The 15202-nt window shown below is 72.0% G+C and carries 12 protein-coding genes; 9 read left to right on the top strand and 3 right to left on the bottom strand.

What is annotated here, in order from left to right; genetic code table 11:
• Window positions 1–34 precede the first annotated feature (34 nt).
• From purN to GQQ95_RS09285, 6 genes are all read left to right on the top strand, one after another.
• Window positions 35–625, top strand: coding sequence for a phosphoribosylglycinamide formyltransferase (gene purN / locus GQQ95_RS09310; protein WP_157427391.1), 591 nt, complete (start codon window positions 35–37; stop codon window positions 623–625).
• A complete protein-coding gene (purH, locus tag GQQ95_RS09305; protein ID WP_157427390.1) occupies window positions 622–2232 on the top strand; it encodes a bifunctional phosphoribosylaminoimidazolecarboxamide formyltransferase/IMP cyclohydrolase in 1611 nt (536 codons plus the stop codon). Before purN ends, purH begins: the two co-directional genes overlap by 4 nt.
• A 147-nt stretch (window positions 2233–2379) precedes the next feature.
• A complete protein-coding gene (locus tag GQQ95_RS09300; RefSeq protein WP_157427389.1) occupies window positions 2380–3510 on the top strand; it encodes a Glu/Leu/Phe/Val dehydrogenase family protein in 1131 nt (376 codons plus the stop codon).
• A 31-nt stretch (window positions 3511–3541) separates the two neighbouring features.
• The gene (gene ddaH / locus GQQ95_RS19765; protein ID WP_157427388.1) at window positions 3542–4795 is read left to right on the top strand and encodes a dimethylargininase; all 1254 of its coding nucleotides are present in this window, start codon (window positions 3542–3544) and stop codon (window positions 4793–4795) included.
• A gap of 342 nt (window positions 4796–5137) precedes the next feature.
• Window positions 5138–7021, top strand: a complete 1884-nt coding sequence (locus GQQ95_RS09290) for an ABC transporter ATP-binding protein (protein WP_157427387.1) — start codon at window positions 5138–5140, stop codon at window positions 7019–7021.
• Complete coding sequence (locus GQQ95_RS09285) at window positions 7018–8823, top strand: ABC transporter ATP-binding protein (protein WP_157427386.1); 1806 nt, start codon at window positions 7018–7020, stop codon at window positions 8821–8823. Before GQQ95_RS09290 ends, GQQ95_RS09285 begins: the two co-directional genes overlap by 4 nt.
• An 80-nt stretch (window positions 8824–8903) precedes the next feature.
• Here the strand turns inward: GQQ95_RS09285 and GQQ95_RS09280 are convergent, their stop codons facing one another.
• Window positions 8904–10319, bottom strand: coding sequence for a type III PLP-dependent enzyme domain-containing protein (locus GQQ95_RS09280; RefSeq protein WP_157427385.1), 1416 nt, complete (start codon window positions 10317–10319; stop codon window positions 8904–8906).
• Between the two features lie 212 nt (window positions 10320–10531).
• Between GQQ95_RS09280 and GQQ95_RS09275 the strand changes: the two genes are divergently transcribed.
• Window positions 10532–11194: a response regulator transcription factor gene (locus tag GQQ95_RS09275; protein ID WP_157427384.1), complete on the top strand. Its 663-nt coding sequence runs from the start codon at window positions 10532–10534 to the stop codon at window positions 11192–11194.
• Entirely contained in the window at window positions 11194–12969 is a 1776-nt protein-coding gene (locus GQQ95_RS09270) for a sensor histidine kinase (protein ID WP_157427383.1), read from the top strand. The genes GQQ95_RS09275 and GQQ95_RS09270 overlap by 1 nt, the downstream gene beginning before the upstream one ends.
• 10 nt (window positions 12970–12979) lie before the next feature.
• On the opposite strand, the gene GQQ95_RS09265 is transcribed toward GQQ95_RS09270, so the two are convergent.
• Entirely contained in the window at window positions 12980–13294 is a 315-nt protein-coding gene (locus GQQ95_RS09265; RefSeq protein ID WP_157427382.1) for an MGMT family protein, read from the bottom strand.
• 36 nt (window positions 13295–13330) lie between these two features.
• Window positions 13331–13783, bottom strand: coding sequence for a GNAT family N-acetyltransferase (locus GQQ95_RS09260; protein WP_157427381.1), 453 nt, complete (start codon window positions 13781–13783; stop codon window positions 13331–13333).
• 193 nt (window positions 13784–13976) lie between these two features.
• Here GQQ95_RS09260 and GQQ95_RS09255 point away from each other — a divergent pair, with 193 nt between their 5' ends.
• The gene (locus GQQ95_RS09255; protein ID WP_157427380.1) at window positions 13977–15194 is read left to right on the top strand and encodes an NADP-dependent isocitrate dehydrogenase; all 1218 of its coding nucleotides are present in this window, start codon (window positions 13977–13979) and stop codon (window positions 15192–15194) included.
• Window positions 15195–15202 lie beyond the last annotated feature (8 nt).

Below are 15202 nucleotides of genomic sequence, written 5' to 3'. Positions count from 1 at the left end.
CGGGGCGGGCACGGTCAGCGGGTAGGCTCGGATGGTGCTGAAGCTCGTCGTGCTCATCTCTGGCACCGGTTCGAACCTGCGGTCCCTCCTCGAGGCCTCCCAGGACGCCCAGTTCCCCGCCCGGGTCGTCGCCATCGGCGCCGACCGCGACGCCGACGGGCTCGCGCTCGGCGAGGAGTTCGGCATCCCGACCTTCACGGTGCCGTTCACCGCCTTCCCCGACCGCGAGGCGTGGGGCACCGAGCTCATCGCGCAGGTGCGGCTCTGGGAGCCCGATCTCGTGATCCTCTCGGGGCTCATGCGCCTCGTGCCCGCCGCGGTGGTCGACGCCTTCTCACCGCACCTCATCAACACGCATCCGGCCTACCTGCCGGAGTTCCCGGGCGCCCACGGCGTGCGCGACGCGCTCGCGGCCGGCGTCGACCAGACCGGGGCGAGCCTCATCGTGGTCGACAACTCCGTCGACGGCGGGCCGATCATCGCGCAGGAGCGCGTGCCGGTGCTGCCCGGCGACACCGAGTCCTCGCTGCACGACCGCATCAAGCCCGTCGAACGGCGCCTGCTGATCCAGGCCGTGCTCGACATCGCCAATTCCCACCTCGACCTGAAGGAGCTCGCCCGATGAGCGGAGCCACGATCGACCCGAGCCTGTACCGACCCCGCGACGTGGTGCCCGTGCAGCGCGCCCTCATCGCCGTGAGCGACAAGCGCGGCCTCGTCGAGCTGGCGACCGCCCTTGTCGCGGCGGGCGTCGAACTCGTCTCGACCGGGGGCACGGGCAAGGCGATCGCCGACGCCGGCCTGCCGGTGACCCAGGTCGCCGAGGTCACCGGCTACCCCGAGCACCTCGACGGGCGCGTGCGCACGCTGCACCCCGCCGTGCACTCGGGGCTGCTCGCCGACCTGCGACTCGAGCACCACGAGACCCAGCTCGCCGAGCTCGACATCAAGCCGTACGAGCTCGTCGTCGTCAACCTCTACCCGTTCTCCGAGACGGTCGCGGCCGGTGCCGCGCCCGACGAGGCGATCGAGCAGATCGACATCGGCGGCCCGGCGATGGTGCGCGCCTCGGCGAAGAACCACGCGAACGTGGCCGTGGTCGTCTCGCCCGACCGGTACGAGGAGATCGCGGCGGCCGTGACCGCGGGCGGCACGACGCTCGCGCAGCGCCAGGTGCTCGCCCGCGAGGCGTTCCGCCACACCGCGTCGTACGACGTGGCCGTCGCCTCCTGGATCGGCAGCGTCGTCGCCCCCGACCAGCCCGCCGAGGAGTCCCCGTTCCCCGCCTGGGTCGGCGGCACGTGGTCGAAGGACGCCGACCTCCGGTACGGCGAGAACTCGCACCAGAAGGGCGCGCTGTACGCCTCCAACGGCGGACGCCCGGGCATCGCGCAGTCCGTGCAGCTGCACGGCAAGGAGATGTCGTACAACAACTACGTCGACGCGGACTCCGCGGTGCGGGCCGCCTTCGACTTCGACGAGCCGGCGGTCGCGATCATCAAGCACGCGAACCCGTGCGGCATCGCGATCGCATCGGCCGGGGCATCCGACCCGATCGCCGACGCCCACCGCCGCGCGCACGAATGCGACCCGGTGTCGGCCTACGGCGGCGTGATCGCCGCGAACCGCACCGTCACGCTCGCGATGGCCGAGACCGTGTCGGGCATCTTCACCGAGGTGCTCATCGCCCCCGCGTTCGAGGCCGAGGCGCTCGAGCTCCTGATGAAGAAGAAGAACATCCGCCTGCTGACGCTGCCCGAGGGCTTCGAGCCGACCGCCGTCGAGCTGCGGCAGGTCTCGGGCGGCATGCTCCTGCAGCAGGCCGACCGCCACTTCGCACCCGCCGCCGAGTGGACCCTCGCCGCGGGCGAACCCGCCGACGAGGCGACCCTCGCCGACCTCGAGTTCGCGTGGCGCGCCTGCCGCGCGGTCAAGTCCAACGCCATCCTGCTCGCGTCCGGCGGCGCCTCGGTCGGCGTGGGCATGGGCCAGGTCAACCGGGTCGACTCGTGCAAGCTCGCGGTCGAGCGGGCCGGCGACCGGGCCGCGGGCTCCGTCGCGGCATCCGACGCCTTCTTCCCGTTCGCCGACGGGCTGCAGATCCTCCTCGACCGCGGCGTCCGCGCGGTCGTGCAGCCGGGCGGGTCCGTCCGCGACGACGAGGTCGTCGAGGCCGCGCGCGCCGCCGGCGTCACGATGTACTTCACGGGCGAGCGGCACTTCTTCCACTGAGTCCTGCGGATGCCGCGAGCGAGCCCCGCGGCATCCGTCAACCCCGTCGGCGGCGGCATCCGGCGGCGGTATCCTTGAGGCGAACGGCGCTCATGAGGCGCCGGCGACCGTTCCGCCCACAAGGCGGATGAACAAGGAGACCGATCGATGACGATCACCCACGCCCCGACCGCACCCGTCGCGACCGGCGCAGCGCCCACCCGAACCGGCGCGATCCCCGCAGCGGCGGCAGCCCTCCCGCTCGAGGCCCCCGACCACGAACGCGTCCTCATCTCGCGAGGCCGTCGCTCGGGCCTCACCATCATCGTGGCGGTGCATTCCACCCGCCTCGGCCAGGCCCTCGGCGGCGCCCGCCTCTGGCGGTACGCGAGCTGGACCGACGGGCTCGCCGACGCCCTCCGCCTCTCGCAGGCGATGACCATGAAGAACGCCGCGGCCGGACTCGCACGCGGCGGCGGCAAGTCCGTCGTCGTGATCCCCGAGCACGCGGCCCTCGACGAGCGCGCCGTCCGCGCGGCGATGCTCGACCTCGGCGACGCCGTCGAGTCGCTCGAGGGTGCGTACATGACCGCCGAGGACGTCGGCACGAGCGCCGAGCTCATGGCCGTCGTCGCCGAGCGCACCGCGCACGTCTGCGGACTGCCGCCCGAGCAGGGCGGTGTCGGCGAGCCGGCCGATGCCACCGCGGCCGGCGTGCACGCCTCCATCCTCGCGACGCTCGAGCACGTCTTCGGCTCGCGCGACCTCGCCGGACGCCACCTCGTGATCTCGGGCCTCGGCCAGGTCGGCGGACGCCTCGCCCGCTCGCTCGCCGCCGGCGGCGCGCGGCTCACGGTCACGGATGTCGCCGAGGGCAAGCGCGCGCTCGCCGACGAGCTCGGAGCCACCTGGGTCGCCCCCGACGAGGCGCACCGGGTCGAGGCCGACGTCTTCGTGCCGTGCGGACTCGGCGGCGTGCTCACCCCCGAGGTCGTGGGGGAGCTGCGGGTGCGCGCCGTCGTCGGCGCGGCGAACAACCAGCTCGCGAGCCGCGAGGTCGCCGGCCGCCTCACCGAGCGCGGCATCGTCTGGGCGCCCGACTTCGTCGTGAACGCCGGAGGCGTCATCTACCTCGACGTCGCGAGCGCACCCGACGCCGACCAGGCGGAGCTCGATGCCCGCATCGCCGGCATCGGCGACACCGTCGCATCGGTCCTGCGCTCGGCCGAGGAGCACGGCACGACGACGCTCGCGGCGGCGGAGCGGCTCGCACGCGCGCGCCTCGAGGCCGCGGTCTGACCGGGTGGCGGGGGCCGATAGGCTCGTCGGCATGACGTCCCCCGCCGCCACGCCCGTGAGCCCTGCCCGGTTCAAGCCCGCGCCGACCCCCGGACGTCGTGTGCTCGCGGTGTTCGCGTCCTCCGGGGCGGTGGCCCTGCTCGCCGCGGTCACGGCGCTGTTCGCGTTCTTCATCGGCAACGGCCAGACGCCGCAGACCTTCGGCCAGCTCACCGGGCACTTCCTGCTCGCCGGCTTCATCGCGTTCGTGCTCCTGTCCGTCGCGAACGCCGCAGGCGCCACGCGAGCGTGGTTCCTCACCCTCATCACGGGGTTCACCTCGGCCTGCCTCGCCGCGCTCCTCGCGACCACGGTGACGGCCGCGGCCGTCGGCAACCCGCTCTCCGGCCCGCTGTTCATGTTCGTCGTCGGCTCGCTCGTGAGCCTCAACCTGGTCTTCATCCTCGCGGTGATCGCCGGTGAGGTGTTCCTGGCGCCCAAGCTCCTCCGCGCGATCCTGGACTACGCCCCCGAGCGTCCGTCGCGGCGCATCGCGCTCGTCCGCATCCCCGCGACGAACCTCGACGAGGGACTGCTGACGCACCTCGAGCGCCGCCCGGTCGATCACGCCCTCGCCGACGAGCAGTGGGACAACTACTGCGCGGCCCTGCTCTCCGAGGGCTGGGAGACGATCGAGGTCGACGCGGCCCCCGACCTCGCCGATTCCGTCTTCGTCGAGGACACGGTCGTGATGTTCGGCGACCTCGCCGTGCTCGCCAATCCCGGCGCGCTGTCGCGACGGCCCGAGGTCGACGCCGTCGAGCGCGCGGTCCGGTCGATCCCCGGCATCAGCGTGGCGAGCATCCTCGCGCCGGGCACGCTCGACGGCGGCGATGTGCTCAAGGTCGGTTCCACGGTCTACGTGGGCGCCGGGTCGCGCACCAACGCCGAGGGCATCCGCCAGCTGCGGGCGCTCCTCGCGCCCCACGGCTACGAGGTCGTGGCCGTGCCGCTGACCAAGGCGCTGCACCTGAAGAGCGCGGTGACCGCGCTGCCCGACGGCACCGTCATCGGCGATCCCGAGCGCATCGACGTGCCGAGCCTGTTCCCGCGCTTCCTGCCCGTCGTCGAGCCAGAGGGCGTCGCCGTCGTGGCGCTCAGCGACGAGTCGCTGCTCATGTCCTCGGCAGCACCGCAGACGGCTGCGATGCTCTCCAACCTCGGCTACCGGGTGGTCACGGTCGACATCAGCGAGTTCGAGAAGCTCGAGGGCTGCGTCACGTGCCTCTCGGTGCGCGTGCGCTGACGGCGAGATTCGGTGTTGCGCGCCGCGTCGAATCTGTCATAGGCTTCAGGGCTGGCCACGCTCGCCGCAGCCGCATGGAATGAAGACGATGACGACGCAGGAGGACACCATGCAGACAGACAGCTACACTCGCCCGTTCGTGGCCGGTAGCGCTCTGCGTCCGGTGTACCACGTCGTCACGGGCATCTCCGGGTAGATCCCACCCGGCCCGGCAGGCTCGGCCTGCCCCGATCGGCGGTAGCCCCGCATCCACGTCGTCGCTCGACGTCATTCAGCGCTCGCCGCGCTGCCCGACCGACCTCATCTCCGGTCGTCTCGCATCACTCTCGAAAGGGATCCGGCTTGTCCGCCATCCAGCCCCACCCCGATTCCGCCTCGCCGCGCCTCGGCACCGTCCGAGCGTTGTGGCGCCTGCGCACCTACGTCGGCCGCTCCGCGCCGGCCTTCGCCTTCAGCGGGCTCGCCGCCCTGCTCGGCCAGCTCATCGCGCTCAGCATCCCGCAGGTCCTCGAGTCCATCGTCGACGGGCCGCTCGCCGACGGCGACGCCGACGCGATCGTGCCCCTCGCCCTGCTCGTCTTCGTGCTCGGCACCCTCGAGGCCCTCATGTACGGCCTCCGGCGGTGGCTCGTCGTGGGTCCGGGCACCCGGGTCGAGTCGCGCATGCGCAACGCCCTGTACGCCAAGCTGCAGGACCTGCCGGTGAGCTTCCACGACCGGTGGCCGAGCGGGCAGCTGCTCTCGCGCGCCGTCAGCGACCTCGGGCTCATCCGTCGCTGGCTGTCGTTCGGCCTCGTGCTGACGGCCGTGAACCTCGTGACGATCATCGTCGGCGTCGGCATCCTCATCTCGATGAACTGGATGCTGGGCCTGGTCTTCCTCGTCTGCTCGCTGCCGCTCTGGATCGTGGGCTACCTCTTCGAGGGTCGCTACTCCGAGATGTCGCGGCGCAGCCAGGACCAGGCGGGCGACCTCGCGACCGCGGTGGAGGAGTCCGTGCACGGCATCCGCGTGCTGAAGGCGTTCGGGCGCGGCAAGCACGCCCTCTCGACCTTCCGCGCGCAGGCCGAGTCGCTGCGGAGCACCGAGATCGCGAAGGCGCGCCTGGACTCGAACATCTGGGTGTGGCTCATCCTCGTGCCGGCGATCGCCCTCGCGATCTGCCTCGTGCTCGGAGTCTGGCTCGCGGCCAACGGCGTCATCACCGTCGGCACGCTCGTGGCGTTCTTCGCCACCGCGACCGTGCTGGCCTGGCCGATCGAGTCGATCGGCTTCCTCCTGGCCTTCTCGCTCGACGCGCGGACCGCGACCGACCGCTTCTTCGAGGTGCTCGACAGCGAGAACGTGATCGTCGACCCCGAGGCGCCGCGCGTGCTCGGCGAGCCGCACGGCGCGCTGAGCTTCACCGGCGTGCACTTCCGGTACCAGGATTCGCCCGATCGCTTCGGCGACCTGCTCGACGGGGTCGACCTCGACATCCGCCCCGGGGAGACCATGGCGCTCGTCGGGCTCACCGGGTGCGGCAAGACCACGCTCACGGCGCTCACCACCAGGCTGTACGACGTGACGGCCGGCTCGGTGACGCTCGACGGCGTCGACGTGCGCGCCTTCACCCGCGAGGAGCTCCGCCGGCACATCGCGATGGCGTTCGAGGATGCCACGCTGTTCAGCGCGTCCGTGCGCGAGAACGTGCTCCTCGGCCGGCCCGAGCTCGACGGCGACGCCGCCGGCGAGGTGCTGCACGAGGCGCTCCGCATCGCGCAGGCCGGGTTCGCGTACGACCTGCCCGACGGCCTCGACACGAAGGTCGGCGAGGAGGGCATGAGCCTCTCGGGCGGCCAGCGCCAGCGCCTCGCGCTCGCGCGCGCCGTCGCGGCGAAGCCCGCGGTGCTCGTGCTCGACGACCCGCTCTCGGCACTCGACGTCGCCACCGAGGCGAGGGTCGAGGCCGAACTTCGCTCGGTGCTCGCCTCGACGACCGCGCTCATCGTCGCGCACCGGCCCTCGACGGTCATGCTGGCCGACCGGGTCGCGCTGCTCGAGTCGGGTCGGGTGACGGCCGTGGGCACGCACTCCGAGCTGCTCCGCGAGAGCGAGCACTACCGGTTCGTGATCTCGAGCCTGGAGGACGAGGCGGATGCCCATCCGGTCCGCCCCGAGACCGGCATCCCCGATGGGCCGGACGAGGACCTTGACCGGCAGACCGCGAGAGGAGCGGCATCATGAGCGTCACCGGTGTGCAGGGCGAGGAGCGCCTCGACTACACGAAGGCGGAGTCCCGGGAGATCCGGGCACGGTCCGTGCGGCTGCTCGGCTCCCTGCTGCGGCCGCAGCGCGGGAAGCTCTGGCTGACGGCGGCGGCGATCGTCGTCACCTCGGCGGCGCAGGCCGCCGGGCCGGCGATCATCGCCTACGGCATCGACCAGGGCATCCCCGCACTCATCGACCAGGACTGGTACCCGGCCGCCTTCGCGGGCCTGGCCTACCTGCTGACGGGGGTCGTGGGCGCCTTCCTGATCTCGACGTACATCCGCATGTCCGCGCGCATCGGGCAGGCGATCCTCATCGACCTGCGGACGCGCGTGTTCCTGCACACCCAGCGGCTCAGCCTCGAATTCCACGAGTCGTACACGTCGGGGCGCATCATCTCACGGCAGACGAGCGACCTCGACGCGATCCGCGAGCTCCTCGACGAGGGCCTCACGCTCCTCGTGCGCGGGCTCATGTACATGGTGTTCACGGCCGGCGCGCTCGTCATCATCGACCCGACGTCCGGGCTCGTGCTGCTCGTCGCGCTCGTCCCGCTCGGCATCCTCACGCGCTGGTTCCAGGTGCGCTCGCAGGCGCTGTTCCGGCGCTCGCGCGTGGCATCCGCGCAGCTCATCGTGAAGTTCGTGGAGACCATGACCGGCATGCGCGCCGTGCAGGCGTTCCGCTCCGAGAAGCGCAACGAGCGCGAGTTCGGCGGCCTCGTCGAGGACTACCGCGACGTCAACGCCCGCGTGCTCGGCCTGTTCGCCGTGTACAACCCGGGCCTCGCGTTCATCGGCAACACCGCGGTGGCGGCCACGCTCGTGCTCGGCGGATTCCGCGTCGTCGACGGCGCGCTCGAGATCGGCGTGCTGCTCGCTGCGGTGCTCTACACGAAGCGGTTCTTCGACCCGATGGAGGACATGGCGATGTTCTACAACGGGTACCAGTCCGCGTCGAGCGCCCTCGAGAAGATCTCGGGCGTGCTCGAGGAGGAGCCGAGCGTTCCCGACCCGGCGCACCCGGTCGACCTCCTGAAGGCGAAGGGCCACGTCGGGTTCGAGGGCGTGGAGTTCGCGTACACGCGCGATCGCATCATCCTGCCGCGGTTCGACCTGCACCTGCCCGCCGGGCAGACGGTCGCCCTCGTCGGGTCCACCGGCGCAGGCAAGACGACGCTCGCGAAGCTCCTCGCGCGCTTCTACGACCCGAGCGACGGCGTCGTGACCCTCGACGGGGTGGACCTGCGCAGCCTGCACCCGAAGGACCTGCGCCGCGCGATCGTCATGGTCACGCAGGAGGCGTACCTGTTCTCGGGCTCGGTGGCCGACAACATCGCGCTCGGCAAGCCCGACGCGACGTTCGAGGAGATCGTCCAGGCGGCGAAGGCGGTCGGCGCGCACGAGTTCATCGAGGGCCTGCCGAACGGCTACGACACCGACGTGAACAAGCGCGGCGGCCGGGTGAGCGCGGGCCAGCGTCAGCTGATCTCGTTCGCGAGGGCGTTCCTCGCGAACCCGGCCGTGCTGATCCTCGACGAGGCGACGAGCTCGCTCGACATCCCGAGCGAGCGCCTCGTGCAGGATGGCCTGCAGACCCTGCTGGCCGACCGCACGGCCGTGATCATCGCGCACCGCCTCTCGACGGTCGCGATCGCCGATCGCGTGCTCGTCATGGAGCACGGCCGCATCGTCGAGGACGGCGCGCCGTCCGACCTCATCGGCGGTTCCGGCCGGTTCGCAGCGCTGCACGCGGCCTGGCGGGACTCGCTGGTCTGATCAGGGGTGGTCGCGGCATCCGTTCATCGGGCGGATGCCGCGGCCGCGCTGCGCCCGCCGGGTCGGCCCGGCCCGGCCGGTCATGTTCGGGCGGGCCGCCGCCGGTCTGCGAGCACGTGGACGCGGGCCGGCCGGCCCCGGGCGGAATCGCTCGCCGCACCTCGCGCGTCGGAGCCGACCCCGGGGCTCACGAGCAGGTCGCCGACCGAAAGCGGTGGGAGCCGGAGCGCCCGCCCGCCCGGGCGAGCCCCGTCGGATGCCCCGCCCGTGAGGGTCACGTCCTGGTAGGCGCGTTCGCGGAGGCGCCGGATCGCCCGTTCGGCATCCCCGTCGGCCGGCGAGCGGTACTCGAGTTCGGAGGCCGCGAACACGAAGGCGGCGACGGCCTCGCTCGGCGAGCCGCTCGCGGCCGCCAGGTCGCCGTCGGGCTGCACCCACCGCCGGTCCGACGTCGCCGACGTGCCGACCACGCGGTTCACGAGGGTCATCGCGGGAGCGGTGACGAACCGGCCCGGCTGGAGACTCACCCGACAGTGGGACGGCGCCGCGGCGACGGAGTCGCGGATGGCCCGGACGATCGCGGGCGGAGCAGCGGAGGACGCGTCCTCAGCGAGCGGGATGTCGCCGGCGAGGGCGAGCGTGTCGAACCCGATGACCGACTCGCGCTCGAGCGTGCGCATGAGCGCCAGGGCGCGTCCGATCGCCTCGGCCCAGGCGCCGGCGTCCGCCGCCCGGCCCCCGACGTGCACGGTGAAGCCCGCGACGTGGCGACCCGCGCGACGGCATCGGGCGACGACGTCGCGGGCGGCCGCCGGCTCGAGGCCGACCGCCGCAGATGCGCCGTCCCCGATGTCCGCTACGGCGGGCGCTGCGAGCCGCACGAGCAGGCGGGCGTCCGCCGGCAGGCCCGCGAAGGCCCCCACCGGGGCGGGGTCGTCGAGGACGAACGTGCGGATGCCGCGCAGGTACGCACCCGTGAGGTCGGCCGTCGACAGTGACGAGCGCGTGTGCACGCAGCCGCCGAGGGCGACGCCTCCGCCCTCGAGCCGGTCGAGCTCGTGCCGCGATCCCACGTCGAACGTCGCGCCGAACGCGTCGACGGCGCGGATGAGCGCGGGGTGGGGGAGGGAATCCACCGCGACCCGGAGCTCCACGCCGGGGAGGTGGTGCCGCAGCTCGAGCAGTTGCGCCGTGACCCGGTCGGGATCGAGGACGACCAACGGCGTCCCGTGCTCCTCGACGAGGCGGAGGAGGCCGATGCGATGGGCGCGCTCGGCCAGATCGCGTCGAACGAGCTCACGGTGCGGCGGGCGTTCCGCCTCGCCAGGGGATGCCGGGACGCGCGCGTCCGGTGCCGACTCGCCCCGAGAGGCCCGTGCCCGTCGGTCGGCGCGGACGCGCCGGGCCTCGCGTCGGTCCTCGGAGGCGGCCGATCGTCGCGTCGCCGTGCGTCCGTCCTCGGCATGGCGTCCGTGCTCCGTGGTGGTGACGGTCATCGCGGAGCTCCGCCCGGGTCCGTGCTCATGGCACGAGCCTGACGGGCGCCGGCACGATCCGGATCGGGGCCAGCACCGAGCTGCGGGGTGGCCGGCCCTGAGGCATCCGGACCGGGGACCCCCAGTTTGGGGGTACAGGGCGCGGCGGTGGGCGCGGTATGTTCGCGGGAGCGGCTGCCGCCGTGTTCACGTGCCTGACGACCGGAGGGTCCATGAACGACGCCTCCCCCCTGCGCGTCGCGATCGCCGATGACGCCCTCCTGCTGCGCGAGGGCATCGCGAAGGTGCTCGAGAGCGGCGGCCTCGACGTGGTCGCCTCGGTCGGCACGGGCGACGAGCTCGTACGGCTGGTGCGCGACGGGGGCATCGACGCCGCCGTGCTCGACATCCGGATGCCGCCGACTCACCGCGACGAGGGCATCGTCGCGCTCGAGCAGATCCGCGCATCCGGCTCCGAGATCGGCGTGCTGCTGCTCTCGATGTACGCCACGCCCGAGTACGCGCTGCGCGTGATGCAGACCGGCAGCGGCACGGGCTACCTGCTGAAGGAGCGCGTCTCCGAGCCCGAGACCCTCGTGCGGGCGATCGAGACGGTCGCCGGCGGCGGGTCCGTCGTCGACCCCGAGGTCGTCGAGCAGCTCGTGAAGCGGTCCCGCGCCGACGACCCGATCTCGCGGCTCACCGAGCGGGAGCGCTCGGTGCTCGAGCTCATGGCGCAGGGCTACTCGAACGGCGGCATCGCGCAGACGCTCTTCCTCGGGTTGAAGACCGTCGAGACGCACGTGCGCAGCATCCTGCAGAAGCTCGACCTCGAGGAGTCGCCAGAGCACCACCGCCGCGTGCTGGCGGTGCTGACCCTCCTCGGCGAGAGGTGATGGCGCCCGGCCGCAAAGGCCGGATCATCAGGCGCACGATCACGATCAGCCTGGCCGTGGCCCTCAGCCTGGCCATGGAGATCGGGGGGTACCTCGCGACCCCCGCGGCCGAGCGGGCCGAGGTGTCGTACTCCACGCTGCACGCGATCGTGCCCCTCGTCTTCGCCGCGTGCGCCGGCGTGGCGTGGCACATCGGCCCGGCCAGAACCCCGGCGAGGCTCATGATCGCGTTCGTCGTGCTGTGGATCCCGCAGTCGGTGTACCGCATCATCGGCGAGTGGGAGTGGGTCTGGCCGATCGTGCGCGGCGTCGACCTCGCGTGGGCGGTGATCGCCGGCATCCTCGTGCTCGTCTACCCGAAGGGCCGGCTCAGCGGCCGCTTCGAGCGCACCATCGCCGCGATCGCGCTCGTCTCGTTCCTCGTCAACCTCGTCGTGGTCGTGCTGTTCGCCGGTCCCGAGGCGAACCCGTGCGACTGCGCCCCGAACGCGTACCGCATCGGCGAGGCACCGGCCCTCTTCGCCGCGGTCGACCTCGGTTACCGGGTCGTGGGCGGAGCGCTCGCGCTCGTCATCGCCGGTCGCCTGCTCGTGCGTTGGATGCGCGCGAGCGTTCCGGCCCGCACGGTCGCGTTCCTCATGCCCGTCGCCCTGCTCGCGTGGGCGCTGACCCTCGCCGCGCAGGCCGTGAACTACGCGACCGCCGCGGAGGACGGGGTGCTCGCCACCGTCTCGCTCGTGGCCATCGCGTCCATCCCCGTGAGCTTCGACGCCGGCATCGCGCACGCCCGCAACATGCGCGCCAGGGTCGCCGACCTCATGCGCATCACGCGCGAGGGCGCCGACCGGGGACTCTGGGCCGAATCGCTCGCACGCACCCTGCGCGACGACTCCGTGCGCGTCTACTGGTGGGACGAGGCGAAGGGCAGGTACGCGGATGCCGCGGGCACGCCCATCACCGACGAGGACGCCGATCCCCGCCACGGCCACGGTGTGCTGCCCGTCGCGTCTCCGCTCGGGGCGCCGATCGCGCTGATCCGCCACGACCGCGTGCTCACGGACAACATGCGCCTGCTCGACGGCGTCTCCAGCGCCCTGCGGCTCTCCGTCGACAACGGGCGACTGCGCTCCGAGATCGAGCGGACCCTCGAGCAGGTGCGCCTGTCGCGCCAGCGCATCGTCGAGGCCGGGGTCGAGGCGCGCCGGCGTATCGAGCGCGACCTGCACGACGGGGCGCAGCAGCACCTCGTCTCGCTCGGCATGCGGCTGCGGCTCGCGGCGAACGCCGCCCGCGACGCGGGCCAGGCCGGTCTCGCCGAGGACCTCGAGCAGACGATCACCACGCTGAACCAGGCGCTGCGGGAACTGCGGGAACTCGCCCACGGCATCCATCCCAGCCTGCTCTCGTCGGGCGGGCTCGCGCTCGCCGTGCCGGAGGTCGCCGGCCGCTGCCCGGTCCCCGTCGACGTCGACGTGCAGGCCGAGGGGCGGCTGCCCGAGATCATCGAGTCCACCGCCTACTTCGTGCTCGCCGAGGCGCTGGCGAACGTGGCCAAGCACTCCCGGGCGACGAGGGCGTGGGTGCGGGCGAACGTCGTCGGCGACGAGCTCGTGCTGGAGGTGCGGGACAACGGCGTGGGCGGGGCCTCGGTCGATGCCGGCACGGGCATGCTCGGCATCGCCGACCGCATCGACGCGGTCGGCGGCACGATCACGGTGTCGAGCCCGCCGGGGGCCGGGACCACGATCATCATGCGGATCCCGCTCGACGGCTGAGGGGCGGCGCTCAGGGGCGCCAGCGGGCGGCCGAGAGGTCGATGCGGTAGCCGTCGTCGTCGGCCGTCGCCACGATCGGCGTGCCCTCCCGCTCGTAGTGGTCTCGTGCCGACGCGGCGTGGCCCGAGGGCGGGTGCCCGCCCGCGCGCACGACGCGCCACCACGCGGCATCCGAACCGTACCTCGCCATCACGCCGCCGACGGCGCGCGCGCCGCGCGATCCGAGCAGCGCCGCGACGTCGCCGTAGGTCGCGACCTGCCCCGGGGGGATGTCGGCGACCACGGCGAGGACCGCCTCGACGAAGCCGACGGGCTGCTGCGGCATCCGCTCTGCCCTGTCCGCTCTGCCCTCGCTCGGCGGCTAGAGCTCGAGCGCGCCGATCACGTCGCCGTAGGCGGTCTCGCCCACGTCGGTGAAGCCGATGCGGTGGAAGAAGGCCTCCGGCCCCTCCTCGCCCGGCTCCCACAGCACCGTGATGCGGTCGAACCCGCGGCGCTTGGCCTCCTCGGCGAGCGACTTGGCGAGGAAGCGGCCGACGCCGCGGCCCTGCACGTCGGCGTCGACATTGATGCGCCAGATGCACGCACGGAACTCCTCGTGCGGGTTCTCGGGGTCGAAGTTGCCGTGGATGAAGCCCACGACGCGGTCATCTAGGGTCACGATGCGCTGCCACGAGGTCGCCGGGTTGACCACGGTCGCCTCGGCCGAGTAGGTGACGGGAGCGATGAACTGCTCCTGGCCGGGCTTGAGTGAGAGCGTGTTCGCCGCCACGATGTTCGACGCGTTCAGTTCTTCCAGTCTCAGCTCAGCCATGCTGCCAAGGCTAACGTGTGGGATGCCGGAGCCGGTAGCGCGGTGTCATGAACACTCGGTTCGGCCTCCGACGGCCCGTGAATGTCTCGATGTCAAGATATTCCGACCGACGCGGTAAACTCTCGGGTGGCGTTCGCGCGCCCTCTCGAGACTTCCTCGAACTTCCCGAACGACCGCAAGGAGACCACGAACCGTGTCCAAGATCAAGGTTGAAGGCACCGTCGTCGAACTCGACGGCGACGAGATGACCCGCATCATCTGGCAGGCCATCAAGGACCAGCTCATCCACCCGTACCTCGACGTGAACCTCGAGTACTACGACCTCTCCATCCAGAAGCGCGACGAGACCGACGACCAGATCACCGTCGACGCGGCGCACGCCATCCAGAAGCACGGCGTCGGCGTCAAGTGCGCGACGATCACGCCCGACGAGGCGCGCGTCGAGGAGTTCGGCCTGAAGAAGATGTGGCGCTCGCCGAACGGCACGATCCGCAACATCCTCGGCGGCGTGATCTTCCGCGAGCCCATCATCATCTCGAATATCCCGCGTCTCGTGCCCGGCTGGAACAAGCCGATCATCGTCGGCCGCCACGCGTTCGGCGACCAGTACCGCGCCACCGACTTCCGCTTCGAGGGCGAGGGCACGCTCACGATGACCTTCACCCCGAAGGACGGCTCGGAGCCGCAGCAGTTCGAGGTCTTCCAGTCGCCCGGCTCGGGCGTCGCGATGGGCATGTACAACCTCGACGACTCGATCCGCGACTTCGCGCGCGCCTCGCTGAACTACGGCCTCTCGCGCAACTACCCGGTGTACCTCTCGACGAAGAACACCATCCTCAAGGCGTACGACGGTCGCTTCAAGGACCTCTTCCAGGAGGTCTTCGAGACCGAGTTCAAGGAGGCCTTCGACGCCGCCGGCCTCACGTACGAGCACCGCCTCATCGACGACATGGTCGCGGCATCCCTCAAGTGGGAGGGCGGCTACGTCTGGGCCTGCAAGAACTACGACGGCGACGTGCAGTCCGACACCGTCGCGCAGGGCTTCGGCTCGCTGGGCCTCATGACCTCCGTCCTGGCCACGCCCGACGGCAAGGTCGTCGAGGCCGAGGCGGCGCACGGCACCGTCACGCGCCACTACCGCCAGCACCAGCAGGGCAAGCCCACGTCGACGAACCCGATCGCCTCGATCTACGCCTGGACGCGCGGTCTCGCGCACCGCGGCAAGCTCGACGGCAACCAGGAGCTCATCGACTTCTCGCTGACCCTCGAGGACGTCGTCATCAAGACGGTCGAGTCGGGCGCCATGACGAAGGACCTCGCGGCCCTCGTCGGTCCCGAGCAGGCCTACCAGACGACCGAGGAGTTCCTCCAGACGCTGGCCGACAACCTGAAGGCGCGCATCGCGGCGTAGTCCACGGT

The organism is Agromyces salentinus (assembly GCF_009749395.1).
Classification (GTDB): Bacteria; Actinomycetota; Actinomycetes; order Actinomycetales; family Microbacteriaceae; genus Agromyces; species Agromyces salentinus.
This window is presented reverse-complemented; position numbering and strand designations above follow the sequence as displayed.

Bases quoted from the DNA above. Each gene is read 5' to 3' on its own strand.
- purH (WP_157427390.1), top strand. From the start codon at position 622: ATGAGCGGAGCCACGATCGACCCGAGCCTGTACCGACCCCGCGACGTG.
- GQQ95_RS09300 (WP_157427389.1), top strand. From the start codon at position 2,380: ATGACGATCACCCACGCCCCGACCGCACCCGTCGCGACCGGCGCAGCG.
- ddaH (WP_157427388.1), top strand. From the start codon at position 3,542: ATGACGTCCCCCGCCGCCACGCCCGTGAGCCCTGCCCGGTTCAAGCCC.
- GQQ95_RS09285 (WP_157427386.1), top strand. From the start codon at position 7,018: ATGAGCGTCACCGGTGTGCAGGGCGAGGAGCGCCTCGACTACACGAAG.
- GQQ95_RS09280 (WP_157427385.1), bottom strand. From the start codon at position 10,319: ATGACCGTCACCACCACGGAGCACGGACGCCATGCCGAGGACGGACGC.
- GQQ95_RS09275 (WP_157427384.1), top strand. From the start codon at position 10,532: ATGAACGACGCCTCCCCCCTGCGCGTCGCGATCGCCGATGACGCCCTC.
- GQQ95_RS09270 (WP_157427383.1), top strand. From the start codon at position 11,194: ATGGCGCCCGGCCGCAAAGGCCGGATCATCAGGCGCACGATCACGATC.
- GQQ95_RS09265 (WP_157427382.1), bottom strand. From the start codon at position 13,294: ATGCCGCAGCAGCCCGTCGGCTTCGTCGAGGCGGTCCTCGCCGTGGTC.
- GQQ95_RS09260 (WP_157427381.1), bottom strand. From the start codon at position 13,783: ATGGCTGAGCTGAGACTGGAAGAACTGAACGCGTCGAACATCGTGGCG.